At 53.1% G+C, this 5,599-nt stretch carries 6 protein-coding genes; 5 read left to right on the forward strand and 1 reads right to left on the reverse strand.

Annotated features, from left to right (window positions below; all coding sequences use genetic code 11):
• A partial coding sequence (locus tag JRI89_16270) for a rod shape-determining protein (GenBank protein ID MBW2072790.1) occupies positions 1–385 on the reverse strand: 385 nt, incomplete at its 3' end.
• 220 nt (positions 386–605) lie between these two features.
• Between JRI89_16270 and JRI89_16275 the strand changes: the two genes are divergently transcribed.
• The 5 genes from JRI89_16275 (at position 606) to JRI89_16295 (ending at position 5,444) form a co-directional block, all read left to right on the forward strand.
• Positions 606–2,003 (forward strand): cytochrome c biogenesis protein ResB, encoded by a 1,398-nt coding sequence (locus JRI89_16275; protein ID MBW2072791.1) that lies wholly within the window; start codon positions 606–608, stop codon positions 2,001–2,003.
• A gap of 10 nt (positions 2,004–2,013) precedes the next feature.
• Positions 2,014–2,862 carry a c-type cytochrome biogenesis protein CcsB gene (gene ccsB, locus JRI89_16280; protein MBW2072792.1) on the forward strand — a complete coding sequence of 283 codons (849 nt, stop codon included), beginning with the start codon at positions 2,014–2,016 and terminating at the stop codon, positions 2,860–2,862.
• Between the two features lie 84 nt (positions 2,863–2,946).
• Complete coding sequence (tatA, locus tag JRI89_16285) at positions 2,947–3,282, forward strand: twin-arginine translocase TatA/TatE family subunit (GenBank protein ID MBW2072793.1); 336 nt, start codon at positions 2,947–2,949, stop codon at positions 3,280–3,282.
• 5 nt (positions 3,283–3,287) lie between these two features.
• The gene (locus JRI89_16290; GenBank protein ID MBW2072794.1) at positions 3,288–4,160 is read left to right on the forward strand and encodes a radical SAM protein; all 873 of its coding nucleotides are present in this window, start codon (positions 3,288–3,290) and stop codon (positions 4,158–4,160) included.
• A gap of 12 nt (positions 4,161–4,172) precedes the next feature.
• Positions 4,173–5,444: a B12-binding domain-containing radical SAM protein gene (locus JRI89_16295; protein MBW2072795.1), complete on the forward strand. Its 1,272-nt coding sequence runs from the start codon at positions 4,173–4,175 to the stop codon at positions 5,442–5,444.
• Positions 5,445–5,599 lie beyond the last annotated feature (155 nt).

Genomic DNA, 5,599 nt, shown 5'->3' on the forward strand with positions numbered 1-5,599 from the left:
CTGACTCGCGTACTGCCCTCTTTTCCACCTGCGTGATCCCGGAAGGAACGCAGACAATGATCCGGGGCCGTATGAGGGTGCGCCGGTTGTGCACTTTCCTGATGAAATGGCGCAGCATAGCCTCGGTGATTTCGAAATCGGCAATGACGCCGTCTTTCATGGGGCGGATGGCCACGATGTTGCCCGGAGTTCGGCCCAGCATCATTTTGGCTTCTCTGCCAACAGCCAGAACTTTATTGTTGCCCCGACCGTTTCGGCGCACTGCTACAACAGAGGGCTCACTCAAGACGATGCCCTTACCTTTTACATAAACTAGAGTGTTGGCGGTTCCGAGATCTATGGCCAGATCATTGGAAAACCAGCCCAGGACAGGGTCTAGGATCATGCCCGAAAATCTCCATTATTTATATGAGAAAAAATACTAGGAAAATCGGCTGATACTTATCATGAAGGAAGCAAATTAGCAATAATTATCTTGTCTGCATTGCCCTGGTAGTGGCTGTCTGAAAATTGCCAGGCGAGCAGGTCAGAGCAACTGACATCATCCGGTTAAACCAGGAAAATCCTTACCCCGGGTAATGTTGAATGGCTCAGGGGATCATGTTATGATGATACACTTTTGCAAAAGTGCGGTGATCATGACGCAAAATAGAACTGTTGTGGATAGAATTTACGGCTTTTTCGCCTCCATGAGGTTGAGCCTTTTTCTCTTCGGGGCTCTGGCGATTACCTCCATATTCGGAACACTCATTCCCCAGGAAATTACCTCTGAACAACGTCTGCGGCAGTTTGGCCCCAAGCTCAATGCCCTCATCGAGCTCCTGGATCTTGGAGACATGTATCATTCGTGGTGGTTCCGCCTGCTGCTCATCCTGTTGAGCGCCAATCTCATCGTCTGCTCCATGCGCCGTTTGCCCAAAACCCTCAAGGCATTGCGGGCCGGCAGAAAAATGATGACTCCGAGCAGAATCGAGAAAATGCACCTGCACGGCAGAGTCGAGCTGCCCACCAGTCCGCAGGAGAGCAAGACCCTGATCAGCAATCTCCTCTCCAGCCGCTTCACCAAGTGTGTTTGGCAGCAGCAAGAGGGACAGTATTTTGCCGTGGCAGAAAAAGGGCGCTGGGGCCGCCTGGGGGTCTATTTTGTCCACCTCTCCGTGCTGCTGGTCTTTGCCGGCGCTCTGGTCGGTTCATTGTTCGGCTTCAGGGGCTTTATGACCATTCCGGAGAAGACCTCAGAAAGTCACGTCCACCTCAGGAGGGAGGGGCAGGTGATTCCACTCGACTTCGAGGTGCGCTGCGACAAGTTCACCGTTGCTTTCTACGACAATGGCTCGCCAAAGGAGTTCCGCTCTGATGTGAGCATCCTGGTGGATGGGCGCGTGGTGAAACAGGCAGCCATTCGGGTAAATGATCCCTTTACCTTCAGAGGCATCAACTTCTACCAGTCCACCTATGGCAGCCAGCCCACCAATATAGTCTTGAAGCTTGAAAACGTAAGCAATGGCAAGTCCCAGCAACTCGAGGTCCCTTTCCGACAGCCAATAACAATCCCGGGCAGCAAGGATCGACTGGTCATTATGGACTACGCGGATAACATCGGCAATTTTGGTCCGGCTTTCTACATTGGCATGGCACGTGAGAACCAGGAGCCGGACAGCGGCTGGATCGTGGCAAAACAGCCCGGCTTTCACGGCAACCGTCTGGATGGTCTGCGGATAAACGTCCTGAAATATGCGAACAGCTATTACACGGGGCTGGAGGTAAAAAAAGATCCCGGAGTGTGGTTGATTTATCTCGGCTTTGTGCTGATGCTGCTCAGCCTGATTTTTGCTCTCTACCAGAGTCACCGCCGCGTCTGGCTGGCCTTGACTCCAGGGCAAAAGGGAACCGCAGTCCATATTGCTGGCAATACCAACAAACATGCCCTGGCCTTTGAAAAGGACTTCCAACAATTGGTGCACGACATAGAGAACATGAAACCTGACTCACAGCGTACATAGGAAATTGATGATGAGCAGCTCGCTTCTTCTCAGTATTGTCACTTTCACCTACCTGCTGGCAGCGCTCTGTTATGGCGCCGGCTGGCTGTTTCGTTTCAAGATGGCGGCCCGTCTGGCAATCTGGACCGCCTGGGCCGGGCTGCTCCTGCACACAGCGGGCATCATCCTCAGGTGGGTTGAATCTTACCAACTGGGCTTCGGGCACGCGCCGTTCGCCAACTTCTACGAATCACTGGTGTTCGGAGCCTGGGCAGTTGTCCTCATTTACCTGCTCACTGAGTTTCGCTACCGAAACTATGCTCTGGGAGTCTTTCCTCTGGGCGTCGCTTTTCTGGCCATGGCCTATGCTTCTTTCTCGCCGAGTGTCGAAAGCAAGATCCAGCCCCTTATTCCCGCACTCAAAAGCAATTGGCTCATCGCCCATGTCATTACCTGTTTTCTTGGCTACGCAGCCTTTGCAGTAGCTTGCGGTCTGGGAGTCCTTTATCTCATCAAAAAAAGCAGGGCAGCGCCAGCCAACCCCGGACCCGGAGTGCTGCAACATCTGCCTTCAATTCAAACACTGGATGAACTGATCTACCAGAACGTGGTCTTCGGCTTTCTACTCCTTTCAGTGGGAATCATAACTGGATCAGTATGGGCAAACTCGGCCTGGGGAAACTACTGGAGTTGGGACCCGAAGGAAACCTGGTCCCTCATCACCTGGCTGGTTTATGCCTTCATGCTTCATTCGAGGATGGTGCGAGGTTGGCACGGCCGCAGGATGGCCTGGCTTGCCATCATTGGTTTTTTCTGTGTTCTGTTTACCTATTTTGGAGTAAACTTTCTCCTGAGCGGGCTTCACAGTTATGCCCGCTAGAGGAATGATGTCGACGGCTGGCCTGAACATTTCGCTGAACAGGTAGCCTGACACTGTGAGGATCACCAAGTTGGGAATATTGCCATGTTCGGTCTAGGACCTCAAGAGCTTTTCATTATCTTGATCATTGTGCTGCTCATCTTCGGCTCCAAGAGGCTGCCTGAGATAGGCAAAGCCTTTGGCAAGAGCATCCGAGAATTCAAGAAGGCCACCAGGAAAGAAGATGAACTTTCCACCTGGATTGACCCCAAGAAAAGCGCAGACAGGGTCTCTGCTGCTGACAGAGAAGAGGGGCAAGAACAGAGCAAAGACTCTGGCCAACCCAAGCTGGAGGATATCCCGGGGGTCAAAGAGGCCAGGGAGATAAGAAATACCGCCAACAAGATCAAGGCAGCCGGCAAGTTTTTTCTCAAGAAATAGTCGCCATGGTTCCCTTCCTTGAAGTTTTCATCGGCTCACGCTGCAATCTGGAATGCCACCAGTGTCCTGTTGCCGGCCAGCCTCCCTCTGAGAGCAGACAGCAAATTATCGACTCCATGCACAGGGTGGCCCCTCCCAGAGAGGGGATCTCCTTTTACGGCGGCGAACCTTTGCTGCGCAGTGATATAGCAGAATTGGTGGCTGCTGCCCGCTCCCATGGCTTTCCTCGCATCCGCATACGCACCAATGGCACTATGCTAGCTGATATAGCCCTTTTGCAACAGTTGACAGAAAGGGGTTGCCATCATTTCGAGGTCATGATCTATGCTGCGGAGCCGCACGTCCACGACAGTCTCACAAGAAAAAGCGGCAGCTGTCGCCAGAGTTGGGCTGCCATGGAGCTTCTGCGCCAGGTGGCGATTGCAGAGGACAACGAGGCCCCCTTTCTCTGCGTGCGGATTTCTTTACGTGACGCCAACCTGCACCTGCTGCCGGACACCATTGTCCACCTGGTCAGCATAAGGCCTGACCGCATCGTGCTCAGCTGGGATATGACGGATGCGGCCTATGGCCAAGCTCTGCCCACAATTCACAATGCCATCAACCTGGCGCTACTCAATCGGACCTGGGTTGTTACTGAGAAAATCCCTCTCTGTCAGATGGCGGGCTTCGAGGCTCATGTGGGTGAACTCTACACCTTACCCAGAGAACGTTCCACGCTTCTGGAGCAGTGCCATCGGTGTGTGTACAGTGATTGCTGCCCCGGGGTTCCCCCAGCCTATGACCGAGCCCCGGCCAGGCAGCAGTTCAAGCCAGTGACGGAAACGGTACATCTGAACGACATCAGGAATCTTGTCCAGAGTATGCCGACACCTTAGCCCGGATACCTTATGCCTTCTCTCAAAGTCACTTTACTTTCCTTCAATGCCGCCAATCATTTCTCTCTGGCCAACGGTTTTCTCAAGGCGTACGCAGAAAAGGACGGTTGGCTGCGCAAGAGGGTCCACATTGACCTGTTGGACTTCAGTGTGGAAAGCAATGATGCAAGGCAAGCGCTGTTCTATCTCAGTAAGACACGACCCCACATACTGGGGCTCTCCTGTTACTGCTGGAATGTGGAAGTGAGCCTGGAAGTGGCCAGGTTTTACAAGACCATTGTTCCCGAAAGCATTATCGTGCTCGGCGGACCGGAAGTTGCTCCCATTGCAGAAGACTACCTGAGGCAGCACGAGGCGGTGGACATCATCGTCCGCGGAGAAGGAGAAGCTACTTTCCAGGAGTTGCTCAAAGAGCTGGTGCGTGGCAGGCAATTATCAGCAAAAATCAAAGGCATATCTTATCGCCAGGGAACCACTATTGTGAACACGCCGGAGCGCCCCCCAATCCCTAATCTGGGCGAGATCCCTTCGCCTTATCTAACCGGCGTCCTCACTCCCCGCGAGGGAGTCACCTATGTAGAAACCTCCAGAGGTTGTCCCTTTCACTGCGCCTATTGCTATGAGGGCAAGAACTTTCCCAAAGTCCGTTTCTATCCGGAGAAGAGGATTCAGAAGGAGATTGAACTGATCAGCAATACCCCCGGCATAACCTCCTTTCACCTGGTCGATTCGGTGTTTAATCTGAAAAAAGACCGCCTGCGCAGGCTGGCCCAGCTGATCTCCGAGGCAAACCAGTCTGGCGCTCGGCTGCTGACCGTTGAAATAATCGCAGAAAACGTGGATGAAGAAACCGTGTCCCTGCTTCGCCAGGCGAATGTGGCCAGCGTGGAGACCGGACCCCAGACAGTGCACCACGATACTCTGCTGCTCATGCAGAGACAGTATCAACCAGAAAAGTTCGCCCGCGCCATAAAGCTCTTGCAGGATTCTGGCATTCAGGTGCTCTGCGATCTCATTGTTGGCCTCCCGGGCGACAATTTCTTCCGCGTTGTCAGGTCAATCCGCAGCGTCATGGCCATGCAGCCAGCCAGGCTGATCTTCAGCGCTCTCCACGTGCTGCCAGGCACGGAGCTTTATCACAATGCTCCACTCTATGGTCTCCGTTTCGATCAGCGTGCCCCACATCTGGTAATTGACACCGACTCCTTTCCATTCGAAGAAATCGACCGGGCAGTGCTGATGAGCACCTCCGTGGCCAGAGAATATAATCTCAAAATCGATTGAATTTCTCCTGCTGAAGTGTCAGCTGTCCAACCCGCTGTTGCCCCTAATCCACCGTCAAAAAAAGTAGGAAACCTCGTTGTGCTTGATAAAACAAGCAGATAGAATGCGTTTGAAGCAAGGAACCTATCATCAACGAGGTGAGATATATCATGGCA

It is taken from the genome of Deltaproteobacteria bacterium, from assembly GCA_019309045.1.
Taxonomy (GTDB): Bacteria; Desulfobacterota; Syntrophobacteria; order BM002; family BM002; genus JAFDGZ01.

Coding starts and splice junctions, on each gene's coding strand:
- JRI89_16275 (MBW2072791.1), top strand. CDS start 606: ATGATGATACACTTTTGCAAAAGTGCGGTGATCATGACGCAAAATAGA.
- ccsB (MBW2072792.1), top strand. CDS start 2,014: ATGAGCAGCTCGCTTCTTCTCAGTATTGTCACTTTCACCTACCTGCTG.
- tatA (MBW2072793.1), top strand. CDS start 2,947: ATGTTCGGTCTAGGACCTCAAGAGCTTTTCATTATCTTGATCATTGTG.
- JRI89_16290 (MBW2072794.1), top strand. CDS start 3,288: ATGGTTCCCTTCCTTGAAGTTTTCATCGGCTCACGCTGCAATCTGGAA.
- JRI89_16295 (MBW2072795.1), top strand. CDS start 4,173: ATGCCTTCTCTCAAAGTCACTTTACTTTCCTTCAATGCCGCCAATCAT.